Below are 15838 nucleotides of genomic sequence, written 5' to 3' on the forward strand. Positions count from 1 at the left end.
GCAGCCGACCGGCGCAAACCATGGGAGAAGAAGACCAAGCCCGGAGGGACCTCCCGCCGACCCGCGTCCGCCGAGGGTGCCGGCACATCCGCCCCATCCCGCTCACCCGGCCCAGGGGCCAAAACCGAGCCGCTCCGGCCCCGGACGCCCACGCGGCTCCAGAAACCGGCGGCCCACCACCCGCTACGACATCGGCAAGCCCCTCAAACGCCCCGCGACTATCACCGAACGTGACGGAAGAGGTTAAGGAACAAGCTCACGCACCTCGCCCATCCGTGCGCACGTGCGACTCCCCGAGTCACCGACAAACGACGTCGCGGCTCGCGTACATAGCCACCCCGTCCGTGGCGGCGGCGCCCGGGTATTCGTGGAGGAGGTGCCCCAGCCCCATCGGTGCGGTCAGGCGCCGACGGGTCCCTCGTCGCACAACTCGGCCACGAGCCCGCGCGCACGGCCCTCGTCCGTCCCCGGGATGGAGAACACCACCCGGAAGTAGAGCGGGGCGACCACCCGGTCCAGCACCCGCTCCAGCGAGGGCGTGTGCTCGCCCCGCCGTTCGGCCGCTTCCAGGGCGGCACCGAAGCGGGAGCTCACCCGCTCCAGGCACTCCCGCAGCCCGGCCCGGCGGTCGTCGACGTCCGGCGCCACCTCGGCGCGGAAGAAGGCGACGCCGCCGGGCCGGGACAGATCGGCGAGGGTCCACACCGCCGCTCGTTCGAGGTCCGTGCGCAGCTCGCCGAGCAGCTCTGGCGGTGCCTCCTCCTTGCGACGCGCGGCCACGTCGGCCAGCAGCGCCGAGATCGTCCCCCAACGGCGGTAGACCGAGCTGGGGTTGACGCCGGCGCGGCGCGCCACGGCGGAGAGGGTCACCTTGTCGGCGCCGACCTCCTGCACCAGGTCGACAGTTGCGCGGTGCACGGCGGTACGTACGCGGGCGCTCCGGCCGCCGGGCCGACTGTCTTTGCTTTTGGCGGGCATGACCCCACCTTAAAGCAAAGAGTTGTGCTTTAGCGCCCGGACTGCCTAACCTCCTTAAGGCAAAGACCATTGCTTTTAGCGCTTTCCTTGGAGGACCCATGCCCCCGTACGAGGCCGCCCGCCGGCTCGGCGAACAGTTCCACGCCTCCCTCTCCGCCGGTGACTGGGACGGCATCCGCAGCCTGCTCACCGACGACGTCACCTGGACGCTGCCCGGCGACAACGCCGTCTCCGGTACGGTGCACGGCGCCGACGAGGTCGTGGCCCGGGCGAAGAAGATCGCCTCGTACGGCCTCGACTTCGCGCTGCTGCACATCCTGGTCAGCCGCGACAACGTGGCGCTGTCTTTGCACAACACCGCTCAGCGGGCCGACGCCACGCTGGAGGAGTACCTCGCCACCGTCTGCCGGCTGCGCGACGGCAGGATCGCCGCCATCGAGACCTACCTCTCCGACGTACCCGGCATGAACGCGTTCTTCGTCTGAGTGCCGCCGGCCGGCCGCGGCGACGGAAAGAAAATGCCTGTCGCCGCGGCCGGAAGGGCGCACGCTCCTCCCATGGTCGACATGGCGGAGTTCCGGGCGGCGGTCACCGCGTGGGCGGCCGGCGGTTCCGACGGCCCCGCGCGCGAGCCGGCCGCGCGGCTGCCCGTCCGCACGGCCGTCCTGGACGACGTCGCAACGTCCTGTTGGGAGGCCAGAGGTCTGTTGAGTGTCGCGCGGCCGGACTGAGTCGTCGTGCCGGGGACAAGAAGATGTCGTGGGCACCCACCGCGACCGTGCTTGGCTCGAGCGCGCGCCATCACCGAGGCGAGCAGACGCCCGGGGATGAGCGTGCTGCGACAGGTTTCGCCGACCGGCGCCATCCACTCGGCGAGATGCAGGATGGATTCTCGGCTCACCAGGGGACATGGTCGCCGTTCCGATCGAAAAACGCCAGGCCCTTGCTGTCAAGGTGTGTAAGCAAGACGTCTACCAGGAGCGGGGTGCTCTCTTCCACGGAGTAGGGGGCACCGTCGCCGCCGAGCGCCGTGCGGATCCAGCCCGGAGCCATGAGCAGCAGAGAGCGGTCGGCGTCGGTCTTCCGGGTGGCATAGCTGCGCATGAACATGTTCAAGGCTGCTTTGCTGCCGCGGTAGACCTCGCGCAGTCCGCTGGTGTTGTTGGTGATGCTGCCCTGCCCCGAGGACATGACGCCAATCAGGCCAGTGGGCGTCACCAGGTCGTCAAGCGCTTCGATGACGCGCAGGGGGCTGAGCGCGTTGGTCACCATGATGTCGATGAAGTCCTGGGTGGGGACGGCCCCTATGGGGGTCTGTTCGTTGTTGGTGGTGCCCGCGTTGACGAACAGGACGTCGAGTTGCACTCCGGTCAGACGCTCGTGCAGAGGTATGAGTTCCTCGGGCTTGGTGATGTCGAGGTGTTCGACGCGGACGCGTTCGGGGCGGCGGTCGGCCAAATCGTGCAGCGGGGTGCGGGCGCTGCCGCGAACGGTGCCGATGACCGACCATCCGCGCTCGGCGAGTTCGGCCGCCATGGCGCATCCGAGTCCTCGGGATGCTCCGACGACCAGGGCGGTCCGGGTGTACTCCTCAGTGGGGGACTGCGTCATGTCGCACGTTCTCCTTGTTGTGGGGCGGCTTGAGGTGAGGGACGCGGGGCCGGCCTCTGCTGCACTGGTCTTGGGTCAGGGTGCGAGGGGATCGACGCCGAAGAGGGCCGCGGCGTTGGCCGAGCGGACCTTGTGCCGGTCGGTGTCGGTGGCGAAGTGCTCGAAGAACGTGTCGATCTCTGCTCGGGTGGGCTGCTGGAAGGGATAGTCAGTGGAGAAGATCAGCCGGTCGACGGTCGTCACTGTCAGTGCGTGCTGCAGCAGGGCCGGGTTGAGCATCCCCGACATCGTCAGGAAGACGTTGGTGCGGATGTAGTCCGAGACCGACCGCCGGAGGCCGGCAAGGCGGGCGAGACTGTCGGCGCGGTCGAGCCAGAAGGGAAGCAGCTCACCCCAGTGGCCCAGCACGATCTGCAGGTCAGGGTGGCGATCGAAGGTGCCGCGCAGGATGAGACGCAGTGCCGCAGTCGCCGCCTCCACGTGCCAGCCCCAGCCGAATGTGGCCAACCCGAGTTCCGTCATGGGGTCAAAGCCCCGGTAGGCGGCGGCACGCAGCGCGGCAGAGGGGATCTGCGGGTGAATGAAGACCGGCTGACCGAGGCCGGCGGCAGCAGCGAAGAAGTCATCGTAGGCGGAATCGTCGAGGAACCGGTCGCCGGTGCGGCCATAGACCATGGTCCCCACATGGCCTTGCTGTGCGGCGCGTTCCAGCTCGGCGGCGACATGCCGCGGGGAGGGCAGCGGCAAGGTCGACAGAGAGGAGAAGCGCGTCGGGTGGGTACGGACCGCTTCGGCGGCGGTGTCATTGGCGAGGCGGCTGAGCACAACCGCCTCCTCGGCCGGCAGGGCCTGGGTTCCTGGCGGGGTGAGGGCGAGTACGGCCAGGTCGATTCCCTGGGTGTCCATGGTGGCGATCCGGCTGGCGCCCAGGTCTTCGAGTCGCTGGCCGGCGTCACCGCGCTCGTTGAAGAGGAGACTTTCATCTGGACGGGACGCGGCATTGAGCGCGGAGGTCAACTCCGGCAGCATCCAATGTTCTTCGATGGCGACGACGGGCATGGTCAGTACTCCTTCTGCATTCCGCACGCACACGCCTGTGCGCTGACTGAGAAGTCGGGGGAGCTGCCGGCGACAGAGCTTCGGCAGGTCTGACCCTCACATGCACAACGACACAGGAGACCTCCGATCGTGTCGTGCAGCTCCTCAGCGGGAATCACACGGTGCGTTACCTGTCAGATAATAGCTATCGCATGACAGGCAATATACTGCTGATGTGAACGAGAAGCAGAAGGCCCGACTGTTCGAGCTCGCCGACCTGATCCTGGCGGTCGGTCGACATCTTCATGCAGCCAAGGCGGACCCGGCAGAGGCGTGGACGCCGCTCGAAGCGGCGGTCATGCGCTTCATCGACCACAACCCGGGCGTCACGGCGACGCAGGCGGCCGAAGCCACCCGGCTGATCTCCAGCAACTTCAGCCGGGCGCTGCGCAAACTGGAACAGAAAGGCCTGGTGCGCCGCGAAGCCGACTCAGAAGACGCCAGGCGGGTGCGCCTGTATCCGACTCGGAAGGCTGCTGAAAACCTGCGGCATCTCGAGGACGTCTGGAGCAGCCTGCTGGCCGAGGCCCTCCCTGATGCCGCCGAGGCGGATGCGGCGATCGCCACACTCCGACGCGTCGAGTCGCAACTCATCGGCCGGATCCGCAGCGGCACGCGTCCCTAATGACCAAGCCCTGTCACAGCGCACGCGTACTGCGAGAAGGCAGTCGGCTGCTGATGCTCGATGGCACAGTCAGGCCTGATTGCTCAGGGCCTCACATCTCGATCCTGGCACGCCGCGACTTCACGGAAGCCGCCACGCACGCCGGACCCGAACCGGTCCATCACGACGCCCGATGGAAGGGGGCCGATCTTCAGCAACTGTCCCGCTCCGTCCACGAACTCGCCAAGGGCAGTGCGCTGCCGGCCGTCCATCTGCCGAGACCGCAAGAGCCCGGTGTGCCCTCCGCCGCGGGCTACGCGGAATCCCTGCACCGGGCGCTGTTCGGGCTGGAAACGGCGGTGCGTACAGGGACAACCCCGGCCACCGGACTCAGCGCGGAGCTGCACGACCAGCTCGGCACCGTGCCCGCGGATCCGTCCGCCCCGGAGCGGCGCGCCCAGGACGTCTTCACCCGCGTCACCCGAGCCGTGGAGGACCTGACCGCCGCGGTCGACAGGCAGCACATCCACGGCCGGCACCGAGCAGGCTGATCCGGCCCACAGTTCCGGCCCGTCCGTCGGGCCCGTACCTCAGACCTCCGAGCCGTCCTCGACCAGGCGTCGCAGCGACGGCAGCAGAGCGTCGAGATCCTGTCCGGTACGGAACGCGACAACGGTGGTACCGCCACCGGTGCCGTCCCGGGGGGGCAGGGGCCGGGAAGAGGCCGAGCACCTCACGCATCGCGTCGTCCATCTCCGCGACCGGTTCGGAGGACTCGCCCCGCAGCCACCGGCGCAGCACGTGGTTGTGGGCCGCGACAACATTCGCCGCCATGAGTTCGGCCCGCAACGACTCCGACTCCGCCGGGTCGCCCATCCAGTCCGCGATGAATTCCCGAAAGAGCCGCTGATAGCGGGCCACACTGGCGATCTCCCGGTCGCGGAGCGCAGAAACCTTGCTGGTGAGCGCGTACCGCCGCCGCGCGAGATCCACCTCATCGAGGTAATGCAGCAGCACCAGACGAACCGCGTCGGACACGGCGACCAGCGCCGTGCGGTTGCTGGAGGTCGCCAGCCGGTCCCTGATCAGCGCGAGCAAGCGGTCGTCCTCCTCGCCCACCAGCCGAAGTTCATCGACCGCGCGGCAGCCCACGGCATCGACCTCCAGCTCTCCGGCCACACCCACGGCGGCCAGATCTGGCCCTTCCACTACTTGGTCCGCCTCGATCAACCAGCCCTCGCCGGCCTCAGCCACCACGGCACCCGCACCCTCCTCTACACCAGCCGCGGCACCGGCTTCTGGGGCCCACCCTTCCGCGTCTTCGCCCCCAGCGAGATCACCCTGCTCGTACTCCGCTCCCCGCAGCAGTCCCCCTCGTCCCAGTAGTGCTTCGTTGGGTTCTGGTTCTGGCTCCGGTCAGTGGTCGGCCGCAGGTGATGCAGGTTCCTGTCCAGCACCGCAGGAGGTCCTGCAGGGCGTCGAGGGTCTGGTAGAGGGTGGGCCGGTGTGTGGGCTTTTGGGTCCAGGCGCCCAGGCGCCGGAGGGTGAGGAAGGCCTGGGCGGCGGTGACGAGGGTGACGTGGTGGTGCCGGTCGCGCCAGGTGCGGCCTTCGAAGTGGTCCAGGCCCAGGCCGTTGCTGCAGCGCCTGCATGTTCCCGTCCGGCGGCCGATCCGTCATCGGCTGGAGCGACTTGCGCCGCCCGTCCAGCATCAGACCCGCGGATGTTGTTCGGAAGGGTTGGTGACGCGGCTGGCGGGAGTGTGGCCGCCGGTCCCGGCGTGGGGTCGGTGGTAGTTGTACCAGTGAGTGCAGCCAGTCAGGGAAAGCAGCCTGGCGTTCGGCGTCTGAGCGCGTAGGCCCATCCGTAGTTTGTTCGCCCAGTGGCTCTGCCTTGACGCACTGACGCATGTAGAGACCGACCGCACAAAATCTGGGCCTGCCAGAGAATGTTCTGACAGGCCCAGGAAGCAGTAGCGGGGACAGGATTTGAACCTGCGACCTCTGGGTTATGAGCCCAGCGAGCTACCGAGCTGCTCCACCCCGCGTCGGTACTGCAATCCTATGCGGCACGCACCTCCACACCTAATCGGTGAGTCGGCGGCGCCGACCGACCTCATGCAGCGCTCGGAGCCGGGACGAAGCAACCTACCTGCGCGGTCAGGGCGTAATCGCCAAGGTGGCAACCCCGGTCAGCGACTTCACGCCGGTAGTAGCGCAAGCCGTCAGGTCCAACGCGGGGTACACCACTTCGCGCGTGGCGAGGCTGCCCTTCCCCAGGCCTCGGACGACCGGCCCGACGGCGGTGACCGTGGTGGTCCCGTTGGCAGCGTGCGTGACACCGCTGAGAGCGAGCCTGACCGTGCTCGACTCTCCGGTGTTCCACGTATACGTGGTCTCTTTGACGGCGGCCGGATCCACATCCAGGAGACAGCTGGCCTCATGTGTGAAGGATGCTGTCCATGTCCCGCGCCGGACGTGAGTGAGCACCGACGCGCAGTTGTAGTTCTCCTCGGCCTGGGAGGTGGTGGTCTGCGCTGTGAGCTTCATTGGCGGCTCATAGGTGATTTCCTGGCTCCCCGTGCAAAGGAGCGTAGCCGGCTTGGCTTGTGCCGACGGTGCCAGAAGCAGGGCTCCGGTGGCCATGCCGAGCAGTGTTGCGGTCCAGCGCGTGAGCGTGCGCATGAGCACGTCCTTGTCTCCTGTTGGCTGAAGCATCCGGTTCGCCGTGCTCAGCCAACCCAAGCGACGCCGATCGCCCCTATCAACACGGCGCCAGCACGGCTCACGACGAACCAGCCACGCTCAACAGCTCCACCCGTGCACCAGGCGCACCAGTTGCCTGGCAGTGGTCTCATGGGCCTGTCGGCACGTCGCCTCGAAGCGACTGGCTCCCTCTCACTCACACCAGTGAACCGCTGCGCTCAAACCTCCCGCGGCTCAGAGGCACCCGGCTGCGGTACAGCGGCACAAGCGTAGGCAGCGCGGCATCAGGCAGGTCCGAGCACTTGGCGAGCTTCCGTCACATCGAATGCATGGCATGTCGACCATCGCCAGTCCTCCCCTTATCCGCCTCAGCCCCACCGGCACATACGCCGACTGCCGGACTGCGGAACGCGATCCTGCACCCGGCCCCGGCCTCGGCCCCACAGGAGCTCGACGGCTCGCGCCGAAGCCTCGGCCGGACAGCTCGCCGACCATGTCCCGGCTGCACCGCTGGCTCCGGTGTCCAGGCGCTCGCCGAACACGGTGACGGCGTAGTTCGGCAAGTGGAGCGGCGGGGCGCGCACTTCGGCGTACACATCGAGCGGTCGCCGCGGGCTGCGGTGTGCTCGGTCCAAGCGCGTGTGCCGGCGCTGCCCGGCGGTGCCGTTAGGGCCTGTCCTGCGAATCACTGGTTCACCTGCCGTGGGGCAATGTTCCGCCGGACAGACCTCACCGTGGTACGCCCCGACCAGGACGACGAGCACTGGACCGTGCCGAGGCGGGGACGGGTACAGCGCGAGGCCCGTACCACTCCAGTGGTACGGGCCTCAGCAGACCTGCTGGTCAGTGCTTGTTCTGTCCTGCGCAGAAGAGCTTTTCCACGAAAGCCTCCCTGCCTTCCTTGCCGATCACGAACTCCAACGTCTGACCGCCGAGCTTGTTGACGGGGATCGTGTAGACCTCATCCAACTGAATGCACTTGGCCTTCGCCTCGTCGTCGGCGGCCGCCACGCCGGCGCCGCCGAGAACTCCCGTCGCCGCGAGAGTTGTTGCTGCCACGATGCTGCGTACGCGCATGTGCGTTCCTCCAGGTCACAAAAATGATCACTTTAAGAACGCAGCGGCTGACGAGAGGTTACGCACGCCCCAGCCCCACGCCTCGGGGATGAACCGTCGGACCGGGCCTGGTTCAAGCTCTTCTCGATGACCTCGAAGATGTCCGAGTCGGTCTCTCCGCCTGATCCACAAGGCCCCGCCGCGACACCGGAAACCGCAGCTCCACAACGACACGCAGGCGGACTCCGCCGGACGAGCGTGCGACTGGCTGAACGAACGGGCAGGGGTGTCGCGCGCGAAGACGTCACGGCCGGCAGGTCCACTCATCCCTCTCGGTCAGCCGAGTCCGGGGACGGTGGAGACGACCAGGTCGATGAGTTTGATGCCGAGGAAGGGCAGGACGAGCCCGCCGAGCCCGTAGAGCATGAGGTTGCGGCGCAGCAGGTCGTGTGCCGACGCAGGCGCGTAGCGGACACCGCGCAGGGCCAGGGGGATGAGCGCGATGATGATCAGGGCGTTGAAGATGATGGCCGAGGTGATCGCCGAGGTCGGGCTGTGCAGGCCCATGACGTTGAGGGTGTCCAGGCCCGGATAGGCGCCGGCGAACATGGCCGGGATGATCGCGAAGTACTTCGCGACGTCATTGGTGATGGAGAAGGTCGTCAGCGCGCCGCGGGTGATGAGCAACTGCTTGCCGATCTCGACGATCTCGATGAGTTTGGTGGGGTTGGAGTCCAGGTCGACCATGTTGCCGGCTTCCTTGGCGGCCGAGGTGCCGGTGTTCATCGCCACTCCCACGTCCGCCTGGGCGAGGGCCGGGGCGTCGTTGGTGCCGTCGCCGGTCATCGCGACCAGTTTCCCGCCCACCTGCTCCCGCTTGATCAGGGCCATCTTGTCCTCGGGAGTGGCCTCGGCCAGATAGTCGTCGACCCCTGCCTCCCCGGCGATGGCCCTGGCGGTCAGCGCGTTGTCGCCGGTGACCATGACCGTACGGACGCCCATGCGGCGGAGTTCGGCGAAGCGTTCGCGGATGCCGTCCTTGACCACGTCCTTGAGATGGATGATGCCGAGGAGACGCGGCCGCCGGCCGTCGTGCACGCCGACCAGGAGCGGGGTGCCGCCGGACGCGGCGATGGCATCGGCGAACAGCCGGACCTCGGCCGGTACCTGGCCGCCGTACCGCGCCACCCAGTCGGTCACCTGAGCCACCGCGCCCTTGCGGATGCGCAGCACCGCGCCGTTGTGCCGGCGCAGGTCGGCGCCGCTCATCCTCGTCCGCGCGCTGAACTCCACGTACCGGACGTCGCTCAGCTCCCCCGGCATGGGCTGCCGCAGGCCGTACTTGTCTTTCGCCAGGGCGACGACCGAGCGTCCTTCCGGTGTGGTGTCCGCCAGTGAGGAGAGCTGGGCGGCATCGGCGAGTTGCAGTTCGTCGACACCGGGAAGCGGGACGAAAGCGGTGGCCTCGCGATGTCCATGGGTGATGGTGCCGGTCTTGTCCAGCAGCAGGGTGTTCACGTCTCCTGCGGCCTCCACCGCCCGTCCGGACATGGCCAGGACGTTGCGCTGGACGAGGCGGTCCATGCCGGCGATCCCGATGGCCGACAGCAGGGCACCGATGGTGGTGGGGATGAGGGTGACCAGGAGGGCGACCAACACCGTGGTGGACTGCGCCGCGTCCGCGTACTCGGCCATCGGCTGCACGGTGGCGACGACCAGGACGAAGACGGCGGTGAGGGCGGCAAGCAGGATGTTCAGCGCGATCTCGTTGGGCGTCTTCTGCCGCGACGCGCCCTCGACCAGGGCGATCATCCGGTCCAGGAAGGAGTTCCCGGGGCGGGAGGTGATGCGTACGACGATCCGGTCGGACAGTACGGTGGTGCCGCCGGTGACGCCGGAGCGGTCGCCGCCCGACTCCCGGATGACCGGTGCGGATTCTCCGGTGACGGCGGACTCGTCCACGGCCGCGGCCCCGTCGACCACGTCGCCGTCGGCGGGGATCAGCTCGCCCGCTTCGACCAGGACGAAGTCGAAGGGCTGCAGATGGGTGGCGGACACCGCCTCGGTCGTGGCCCGGTCCAGGTCCGTGCCGACCCGCCAGTTGTCTCGCAGCCGCAGGGCGACGGTGTCCGTACGGGCCTTGCGCAGCGTTGCGGCCTGGGATTTGCCGCGGCCCTCGGCGACCGCCTCGGCGAGATTGGCGAAGATCACGGTGAGCCACAGCCAGCAGCTGATCACCCAGGTGAAGACGGCCGGGTGGAGGAGGGCGGAGAGTGTGGTGAGCGCGGCTCCGACGGCCACGACGAACAGTACGGGCTGCTTCACCAGAGCCCGGGGGTGCAGCTTGTGCACCGTGTCGGGAAGGGACCGCAACAGTTGCTTCGGGTCGAAGAAGCCGGCCGGCGCGGCCCGTCGTCGGGCGCCGCGCGCCCGGTGGGTCCGCGGGGCCCTGCCCGACGGACGCGTCGAACCAGCAGGCTCGGTGGGTACGGCCGGATCCGCAGCCGTCGAATCCTGCGGTGCCTGCTGAGGTGCGGCGGGAAGCATGAGGCGTGGCCCTTCTCGGAGTCGGCCGACCACTTCCGTGCTGAGCAGCAGGCCGGGCCGGCAGGGATGTGATGGCCGCCGGGCTGTGCCGGTACCGGGGCGTCGTACCGGCACAGCTGCGGGCGCACGCGGCGGTGTTGAGGGAAGCCCCCGCGTGCCCGCCCTCCGGAGGCGCGTACCCGGTTCGATGACGGGTGCGCCCGGACTGCTTCCGTCACAGGAAGGGACAGGAAGCGACGTGGCGTGCCGTTGGCATCCGCGACCTCCGGCGGCCACGAGGGAATCTAGCGCTCGTGCGAGCGACAAGTGCCCTGGAAAGCACTGTATTTGCGGGTCTCTTACGGCCGGTCGGCCAGCGGCGTCAACACCATGTCAAGACGGACCGTAGAAAGATCAAGGCAACGTCAACGGATGGCACTGAGGCTCGGAAGCGATCGCAGACTGAGCGGCGCGGGGCGGATGACCGCCCGGCCGCGTCCACGAGGGGGACGCGGCCGGGGGCGCCCGAAGCACTGTCCCCGTCGTATCACCTGCGAGGCGTCCCTCGGTGAAGCCGCGGCCGGCCACGCGCCCAGCAGCCACCGGCGGTTGTTCGGACCTGAACGGCCCACGGCCGATTGGATTCGCGACGTATTCGCGGAGCGGCAGGCCATCCGGCGCTACTGCAGCCGCTACTGCAGCCCGGAAGCCTTGAAGACCAGGTGCGCCGTCTCACTGTCGATGCGGCGTGTCAGTCGCGACAGGGCCCCCGCTCCGCACGTCAGCAGCCCGCGTTCGCTGGACGTGCGGGCGCCTTGCTCCAGCAGTCGCCAGATGTCGGGGTTGTGCATCAGCACCCTCGGATCCAGCTCGACCCGGGTGCCGTACAGATCGCGCAGCACGAGCCGCTGGCCCACGCCGGCCGGCCGGCGCACCGACACCAGGCAGTCGGTACGTACTCGGCGCGCACGCAACAGCCCGCCCGCGGCCAGCCAGCCATACCCGGCTGTGACGCGGGGCGGCAGCAGGACGACGAAGAGCAGCACCGCCGACCCGGCCCACAGCGCGGCGCGCAGTGGAGTGAGCCGGCCCGAAGCGCCGTCGAGCACCAGCAGGAGTGCCAGCAGCACAACGGCACACAGCCAGGCATCGCGTCGGTCGCCCGCCCACTGCCGGTCATGAGCGACGGCGACCGGCGACGGCGAGTGCTCGGCGTGCTCGGCGAAGGTGTCGCTGCGGTCTTTCATGCGGCCGAAGGTAGGACTCCCAGGGCCAGAACTGCACGGCCTTGACGGGGCGCTGATGTCCTTCCGACTCAACCTTGACGCCGGATGATCCTTCGGCGTCAGCCCTCAGTCAGCGTATGGCCGCCCGGCGTCAGCATCGCGTCAGGACATGTCGCGCGCCCCGGCGGAACGGGCATAGCCTCATCTGCGTGCCCCGGTGTGCCTCCCCGCCTCCGGGGCCTCTTGCTTCCCGCAGAGCTCTCGGCCCCACCTGAGCCGCCTCCGGGCCGGTGCCGTGTCCCCGCCCCTGCCCGGGGGGGTTTCCCCATCGGACGTGCGCCACTTCACCCGGGAGCCATCCAGCCATCAAGACCACATCAAGGCAGAGCCTCCGGATGCGAAGAACGCGCAAGGAAGGCACGGGAGGAGCCGTAAGCGGCCCCAACCTGATCGGACCTGCGCAAGCAAGGAGCTGACTTGCGCAAGTACGAAGGAGCACTGCGTATGTCTGCTGTCACGACTGGGCATGGGGCCGAGAGCTTTCCCGCAGCCGAGGAGCCGCCCGATACCCAGGACGGCGGTGAGCGCTTCCGGCTCACCACTGTCACGGGCCTGGCCGCACTGTCGCTGGACGCGATGGCGTCGGTGGCGTACGGGCCCGAGGCGATCGTGCTGGTACTGGCCGCGGCCGGCGGATACGGTCTGGGGTTCACCCTCCCGGTGACTCTGGCGATCGCCGCTCTGCTGGCGGTGCTGGTCGCCTCGTACCGGCAGGTGATCGCGGCCTTCCCGGACGGCGGCGGCTCGTACGCCGTCGCCAAGACGCATCTGGGGCGTCGGGCCGGCCTGGTGGCGGCGGCCTCCCTGGTGCTGGACTACGTCCTGAACGTGGCAGTCGCCGTGACAGCCGGAGTCGCCGCGCTCACCTCGGCCTTTCCCTCCCTCTACGGAGACCGGCTGTGGCTGTGCCTGGCCGTTCTCGTGCTGATCACCGGGGTGAATCTGCGCGGCATCGTCGACTCCGCACGTGCCTTCATCCTGCCGACTGCGGTATTCGTTCTCTCGATCTTCGCGGTCATAGCCGTCGGGCTGTTCCGCGACGCGCCCGTGAGCACCGAGGCCGCTGCCGGCCACGCGTCCGTTTTGGCGGACGATGCCACCACCGTCGGCGCGCTGCTCCTGCTGAAGGCATTCGCCTCGGGCTGCTCCGCGCTCACGGGCGTGGAGGCCATCGCCAATGCCGTGCCGTCCTTCCGTGCCCCGCGGGCGAAGCGTGCTCAGCATGCTGAGATCGCCCTCGGCGCGATCCTCGGCGTCATGCTCATCGGCCTCGCCGTACTGATCTCACGGTTCGGGCTGCAGCCGGTCGCGGGCGTGACCGTGCTCGCCCAGCTCGCCGACACCTCGCTCGGGCACACCTGGGCCTTCTACGTCGTCCAGTTCGCGACCATGATCCTGCTGGCGCTCTCCGCCAACACCTCCTTCGGCGGGCTGCCGGTCCTGCTGAAGCTGCTGGCCAGGGACAACTGTCTGCCGCATGTCTTCGCCCTGAAGGCGGACCGCCAGGTCCACCGGCACGGCGTACTCGCCCTCTCCCTCGTCTCGGCCGCGCTGCTGGTCTTCTCCGGCGGTGACACGAACACCCTGGTGCCGCTCTTCGCGATCGGGGTCTTCGTCGGCTTCACCCTCGCGCAGACCGGGATGGTGCGGCACTGGCGGCTGGAACGCGGCCCCCGGTGGCGGAGCAAGGCGGCGCTCAACGGGCTGGGCGCGCTGCTCACCGCTGTGAGCGCGGTCGTCGTGACCGCCACCAAATTCCACGAGGGTGCCTGGCTGATCGCCGTCGCGCTGCCACTGCTGGTCGCGGTGTTCGAGACGGTACGGCGGGCGTACGCGACGATCGGCGAGCGGATGGGACTGGGCCGGGTACCCGAGAGCCCGCACCGGGCCCGCTCCCTGGTGATCGTCCCGGTCTCGGCGCTGTCCCGGCTGACGAGCGAGGCGCTGACCGCGGCCGTGTCGCTGGCCGACGAGGTCAGGGCGGTGACCGTCTGCCACTCCGATCCCGAGGACCGCGCCGCCGGCGAGGCGCTGGAGCGGGACTGGGCCCTCTGGGATCCGGGGGTGCCGCTGGTCCGGCTGCCCTGTGCGCGTCGGAGCCTCGGCCGCCCGATCGCCGAATACATCCGCCGGGTCGCGGCCGACGAGCCGGGCACCCGCGTCACCGTACTCATCCCGGAGGTCGAACCGGCCCGCTTGTGGCAGCGCGTGCTGCAGAACCAGCGGGGCGCGGTGGTCGCCCACGCGGTGCGCCGTGACACGGACGCGGTGATCTGCCGCCTCCGTTTCCGCCTCTCGGCGTGATCTCCCGGCCTTCTCCGCCATCCGCATCGACCCGGACTTCTCCGCCACCCCGACGGTTTCCCTCACGGCGGTTTCCCTCACGACGGCTTCCTGCACGGCGGTTCCCCGCACGATCCGGCGGGCGTGTATGCCGATCGGGCGGCGGGCCCGTCCCGAGGTCGCCGACGTCGACGTCCCCGTCGGCGACCACATGTCCCTCGCACTCTCCGGACACTCTCCGGACGCGTCCTGCCGGCCGAGGACCGGCGCGTCCTCGGGGCCTTCGCGAACGACATCGATGTCCCGCGCTCCGACACTCCGGGACACTCCGGCGGCGACGCAACGGCAAGTCGTGGCCGCACCATTCCGGCTCGACGGACTTCGGCCTGCGATTCGCCGTCTCGCCCCGCCCCCCTGCCGGTCGGCGTCGAGCAGCAGGAATCCCGCCCCCGAACTCGAGCCCCAACGCACCATGCCCTCACCGGTGCCAACGCCACGCACCTGGATGGCGACCGCGTCCGCCCGGCAGCGCACCGCGTAGATTTCGGGGATGGACGTCCGTCAGTTGGAATACTTCCTCGCAGTTGTCGACAACGGCGGGGTGAACCGGGCCGCGGCCGCGCTGCGCGTCGCCCAGCCGTCGCTCTCACAGGCCCTCAGGAAGCTGGAGAAGGACCTGCGGACCGAGCTGTTCCACCGGGTGGGCAGGGGCCTGGTGCTGGCCCCCGCCGGCGAGGCCCTGGTGGGCCCGGCCCGGCAGATCCTGCGGGACGTGGACTCCGCGCGCCAGGCAGTGCGCGAGGTACGGGACGCCGAGCGCGGCCGGATCGACATCGCGGCGCTGTCGGACATCTCCACGGATCCGCTGTCGGTGTGGGTCGCCAACTTCCGGGTGAAGAACCCGAACGTCACCCTGCGCGTCGACGAGCGCGACCACACCTCCGATGTTCTTGAGCTGGTCAGGTCCGGTGCCTGCGAACTCGGCGTGACAATGCTGCCGGTGCCGCACGACGGGCTTGCGGACGAGTTCCTCGTATCGCAGCAGTTCGTGTTGCTCCTCCCGCCCGGCACGGAGTCCGAGCTGCCCGAGACCGTCCCGCTCGGGTCGATGGCGGGCATCCCGCTGGTGATGGGGGAACGCAACACCGCGACCCGGGACTACATCGAGGCCATGCTGCGCGAGAACGGGGTGGAACCGCGGGTGGCGGTCGAGGTGCCGCAGCGGGGGGCCGTGGTGCCCATGGTGCTCGCCGGCGCCGGCGCGGCGATCGTTTCCCTGCGGGTCGCGCTGGAGGCCGGCCAGCGGGGCGCGGTGGTACGCGAGATCGAGCCGCAGCTTCAGCGGCGGATCGGGATGGTGCATCGGTCCGGGAGGCTCACCACGGCGGCCTCGGCGTTCCTGCAGGGGACCAAGGACGATTTGGCGTCCTGGAACCGGTCCTTCGACCGCCGTATGGCGTCGGGGCTGAGCCGGATCGAGGCCGGGAGGCAGGTCATGGCGGCGATGGAGAAGCGCCAGCTCGACAGGTTCAGGGCGCGGTCGCCGATTTCCGCAGATGAGAGCTGGAGCAGCGACACTGACTGATAGGCAATCGCAGTCAATCTGGTCCGAGATTGGTCTTTGACGCTGTCGGTCGCGCCGGAGTTTGATGTGGCGCAGTTCATGACGCGGACAGCCCGTGATCAACTCC

14 protein-coding genes, 1 tRNA gene and 4 pseudogenes are annotated in these 15838 nt (G+C 69.1%); 7 read left to right on the plus strand and 12 right to left on the minus strand.

The window, feature by feature from the left end:
* Positions 1–399 precede the first annotated feature (399 nt).
* Positions 400–978: a TetR/AcrR family transcriptional regulator gene (locus tag ACZ6WH_RS34505; RefSeq protein ID WP_469733485.1), complete on the minus strand. Its 579-nt coding sequence runs from the start codon at positions 976–978 to the stop codon at positions 400–402.
* Positions 979–1076: 98 nt separating this feature from the next.
* On the opposite strand from ACZ6WH_RS34505, the gene ACZ6WH_RS34510 reads away from it, so the two are divergent.
* Both ACZ6WH_RS34510 and ACZ6WH_RS34515 read left to right on the plus strand, forming a co-directional pair.
* The gene (locus ACZ6WH_RS34510; RefSeq protein WP_469733487.1) at positions 1077–1463 is read left to right on the plus strand and encodes a nuclear transport factor 2 family protein; all 387 of its coding nucleotides are present in this window, start codon (positions 1077–1079) and stop codon (positions 1461–1463) included.
* Between the two features lie 72 nt (positions 1464–1535).
* Positions 1536–1709 (plus strand): hypothetical protein, encoded by a 174-nt coding sequence (locus ACZ6WH_RS34515; RefSeq protein ID WP_469733489.1) that lies wholly within the window; start codon positions 1536–1538, stop codon positions 1707–1709.
* A 166-nt stretch (positions 1710–1875) separates the two neighbouring features.
* On the opposite strand, the gene ACZ6WH_RS34520 is transcribed toward ACZ6WH_RS34515, so the two are convergent.
* Together ACZ6WH_RS34520 and ACZ6WH_RS34525 are read right to left on the minus strand one after the other, a co-directional pair.
* Positions 1876–2589 carry an SDR family NAD(P)-dependent oxidoreductase gene (locus ACZ6WH_RS34520; RefSeq protein ID WP_469733491.1) on the minus strand — a complete coding sequence of 238 codons (714 nt, stop codon included), beginning with the start codon at positions 2587–2589 and terminating at the stop codon, positions 1876–1878.
* Positions 2590–2664: 75 nt separating this feature from the next.
* The gene (locus ACZ6WH_RS34525) at positions 2665–3648 is read right to left on the minus strand and encodes an amidohydrolase family protein (protein WP_469733493.1); all 984 of its coding nucleotides are present in this window, start codon (positions 3646–3648) and stop codon (positions 2665–2667) included.
* 214 nt (positions 3649–3862) lie between these two features.
* On the opposite strand from ACZ6WH_RS34525, the gene ACZ6WH_RS34530 reads away from it, so the two are divergent.
* Both ACZ6WH_RS34530 and ACZ6WH_RS34535 read left to right on the plus strand, forming a co-directional pair.
* Complete coding sequence (locus tag ACZ6WH_RS34530; protein WP_469733495.1) at positions 3863–4312, plus strand: MarR family winged helix-turn-helix transcriptional regulator; 450 nt, start codon at positions 3863–3865, stop codon at positions 4310–4312.
* A gap of 275 nt (positions 4313–4587) precedes the next feature.
* Positions 4588–4842 carry a hypothetical protein gene (locus ACZ6WH_RS34535; protein ID WP_469733497.1) on the plus strand — a complete coding sequence of 85 codons (255 nt, stop codon included), beginning with the start codon at positions 4588–4590 and terminating at the stop codon, positions 4840–4842.
* Here the strand turns inward: ACZ6WH_RS34535 and ACZ6WH_RS34540 are convergent.
* Positions 4769–5500 carry an acyl-CoA-like ligand-binding transcription factor gene (locus tag ACZ6WH_RS34540; RefSeq protein ID WP_469733787.1) on the minus strand — a complete coding sequence of 244 codons (732 nt, stop codon included), beginning with the start codon at positions 5498–5500 and terminating at the stop codon, positions 4769–4771. The genes ACZ6WH_RS34535 and ACZ6WH_RS34540 overlap by 74 nt on opposite strands.
* Here ACZ6WH_RS34540 and ACZ6WH_RS34545 point away from each other — a divergent pair.
* A pseudogene (locus ACZ6WH_RS34545) lies at positions 5393–5677 on the plus strand (metallophosphoesterase); the annotation flags it as partial. The gene ACZ6WH_RS34540 and the pseudogene ACZ6WH_RS34545 overlap by 108 nt on opposite strands.
* 30 nt (positions 5678–5707) lie before the next feature.
* On the opposite strand, the pseudogene ACZ6WH_RS34550 reads toward ACZ6WH_RS34545, so the two are convergent.
* The 8 genes and pseudogenes from ACZ6WH_RS34550 to ACZ6WH_RS34585 form a co-directional block, all read right to left on the minus strand.
* Positions 5708–5939: pseudogene (locus tag ACZ6WH_RS34550) on the minus strand (hypothetical protein); the annotation flags it as partial.
* Between the two features lie 63 nt (positions 5940–6002).
* Positions 6003–6150 (minus strand): annotated as a pseudogene (locus ACZ6WH_RS34555) (IS481 family transposase); the annotation flags it as partial.
* Between the two features lie 114 nt (positions 6151–6264).
* A tRNA-Met gene (locus tag ACZ6WH_RS34560) sits at positions 6265–6338 on the minus strand.
* A gap of 112 nt (positions 6339–6450) precedes the next feature.
* Positions 6451–6975 carry a hypothetical protein gene (locus tag ACZ6WH_RS34565; protein WP_469733499.1) on the minus strand — a complete coding sequence of 175 codons (525 nt, stop codon included), beginning with the start codon at positions 6973–6975 and terminating at the stop codon, positions 6451–6453.
* 542 nt (positions 6976–7517) lie between these two features.
* Positions 7518–7618, minus strand: a pseudogene (locus tag ACZ6WH_RS34570) (GNAT family N-acetyltransferase); the annotation flags it as partial.
* Between the two features lie 221 nt (positions 7619–7839).
* A complete protein-coding gene (locus ACZ6WH_RS34575; protein ID WP_469733501.1) occupies positions 7840–8073 on the minus strand; it encodes a hypothetical protein in 234 nt (77 codons plus the stop codon).
* Between the two features lie 315 nt (positions 8074–8388).
* Complete coding sequence (gene kdpB, locus ACZ6WH_RS34580; protein WP_469733503.1) at positions 8389–10599, minus strand: potassium-transporting ATPase subunit KdpB; 2211 nt, start codon at positions 10597–10599, stop codon at positions 8389–8391.
* 671 nt (positions 10600–11270) lie between these two features.
* Positions 11271–11825, minus strand: coding sequence for a hypothetical protein (locus ACZ6WH_RS34585; RefSeq protein WP_469733505.1), 555 nt, complete (start codon positions 11823–11825; stop codon positions 11271–11273).
* Positions 11826–12308: 483 nt separating this feature from the next.
* On the opposite strand from ACZ6WH_RS34585, the gene ACZ6WH_RS34590 reads away from it, so the two are divergent.
* Positions 12309–14168: an APC family permease gene (locus ACZ6WH_RS34590; protein WP_469733507.1), complete on the plus strand. Its 1860-nt coding sequence runs from the start codon at positions 12309–12311 to the stop codon at positions 14166–14168.
* Between the two features lie 529 nt (positions 14169–14697).
* Positions 14698–15732 (plus strand): LysR family transcriptional regulator, encoded by a 1035-nt coding sequence (locus ACZ6WH_RS34595; protein WP_469733509.1) that lies wholly within the window; start codon positions 14698–14700, stop codon positions 15730–15732.
* Positions 15733–15838: the final 106 nt, after the last annotated feature.

It is taken from the genome of Streptomyces sp. NPDC050806 (assembly GCF_055586425.1).

Bases quoted from the DNA above. Each gene is read 5' to 3' on its own strand.
- ACZ6WH_RS34565 (WP_469733499.1), bottom strand. From the start codon at position 6,975: ATGCGCACGCTCACGCGCTGGACCGCAACACTGCTCGGCATGGCCACC.
- ACZ6WH_RS34515 (WP_469733489.1), top strand. From the start codon at position 1,536: ATGGTCGACATGGCGGAGTTCCGGGCGGCGGTCACCGCGTGGGCGGCC.
- ACZ6WH_RS34575 (WP_469733501.1), bottom strand. From the start codon at position 8,073: ATGCGCGTACGCAGCATCGTGGCAGCAACAACTCTCGCGGCGACGGGA.
- ACZ6WH_RS34525 (WP_469733493.1), bottom strand. From the start codon at position 3,648: ATGCCCGTCGTCGCCATCGAAGAACATTGGATGCTGCCGGAGTTGACC.
- kdpB (WP_469733503.1), bottom strand. From the start codon at position 10,599: ATGCTTCCCGCCGCACCTCAGCAGGCACCGCAGGATTCGACGGCTGCG.
- ACZ6WH_RS34590 (WP_469733507.1), top strand. From the start codon at position 12,309: ATGTCTGCTGTCACGACTGGGCATGGGGCCGAGAGCTTTCCCGCAGCC.
- ACZ6WH_RS34585 (WP_469733505.1), bottom strand. From the start codon at position 11,825: ATGAAAGACCGCAGCGACACCTTCGCCGAGCACGCCGAGCACTCGCCG.
- ACZ6WH_RS34595 (WP_469733509.1), top strand. From the start codon at position 14,698: ATGGACGTCCGTCAGTTGGAATACTTCCTCGCAGTTGTCGACAACGGC.
- ACZ6WH_RS34520 (WP_469733491.1), bottom strand. From the start codon at position 2,589: ATGACGCAGTCCCCCACTGAGGAGTACACCCGGACCGCCCTGGTCGTC.
- ACZ6WH_RS34505 (WP_469733485.1), bottom strand. From the start codon at position 978: ATGCCCGCCAAAAGCAAAGACAGTCGGCCCGGCGGCCGGAGCGCCCGC.
- ACZ6WH_RS34510 (WP_469733487.1), top strand. From the start codon at position 1,077: ATGCCCCCGTACGAGGCCGCCCGCCGGCTCGGCGAACAGTTCCACGCC.